The 287-nt window shown below is 48.1% G+C and carries 1 protein-coding gene; it reads right to left on the bottom strand.

Annotated features, from left to right (window positions below):
- Positions 1-287: undecaprenyl-diphosphate phosphatase (locus L0U88_RS20770; protein ID WP_234868792.1), on the bottom strand; the 287-nt coding region annotated here is incomplete at both ends.

Raw genomic sequence — 287 nt, 5'->3', positions numbered from 1 at the left:
AAAAAACTGCTCCAACTGCTCTTCGAAAAAGAGCCCAATGATGACGGCCGGGATCATTGAGAGCGCGATTTTTGCCACAAGCTGCGTTTCTTCGTTCCATTTGAGTTTGATGACCGATTCGAGGATCAGTGCAATGTCCTTTCGAAACACGAGCATCGTCGCGAGTGCTGTAGCGAAGTGCAATACAACCGTAAATGTCAGACTTTCCTCGGGAAGGCGATCACCGCCTAGGATTGCACCTCCCAATTCCAAATGCCCACTTGATGAAACAGGTAAAAATTCCGTCA

The organism is Flavihumibacter fluminis (genome assembly GCF_021491375.1).
In the GTDB taxonomy this organism is placed as follows: Bacteria; Bacteroidota; Bacteroidia; order Chitinophagales; family Chitinophagaceae; genus Flavihumibacter; species Flavihumibacter fluminis.
Note: the sequence above shows the minus strand (reverse complement) of the source record. Positions and strands in the feature narration are given on the sequence as shown.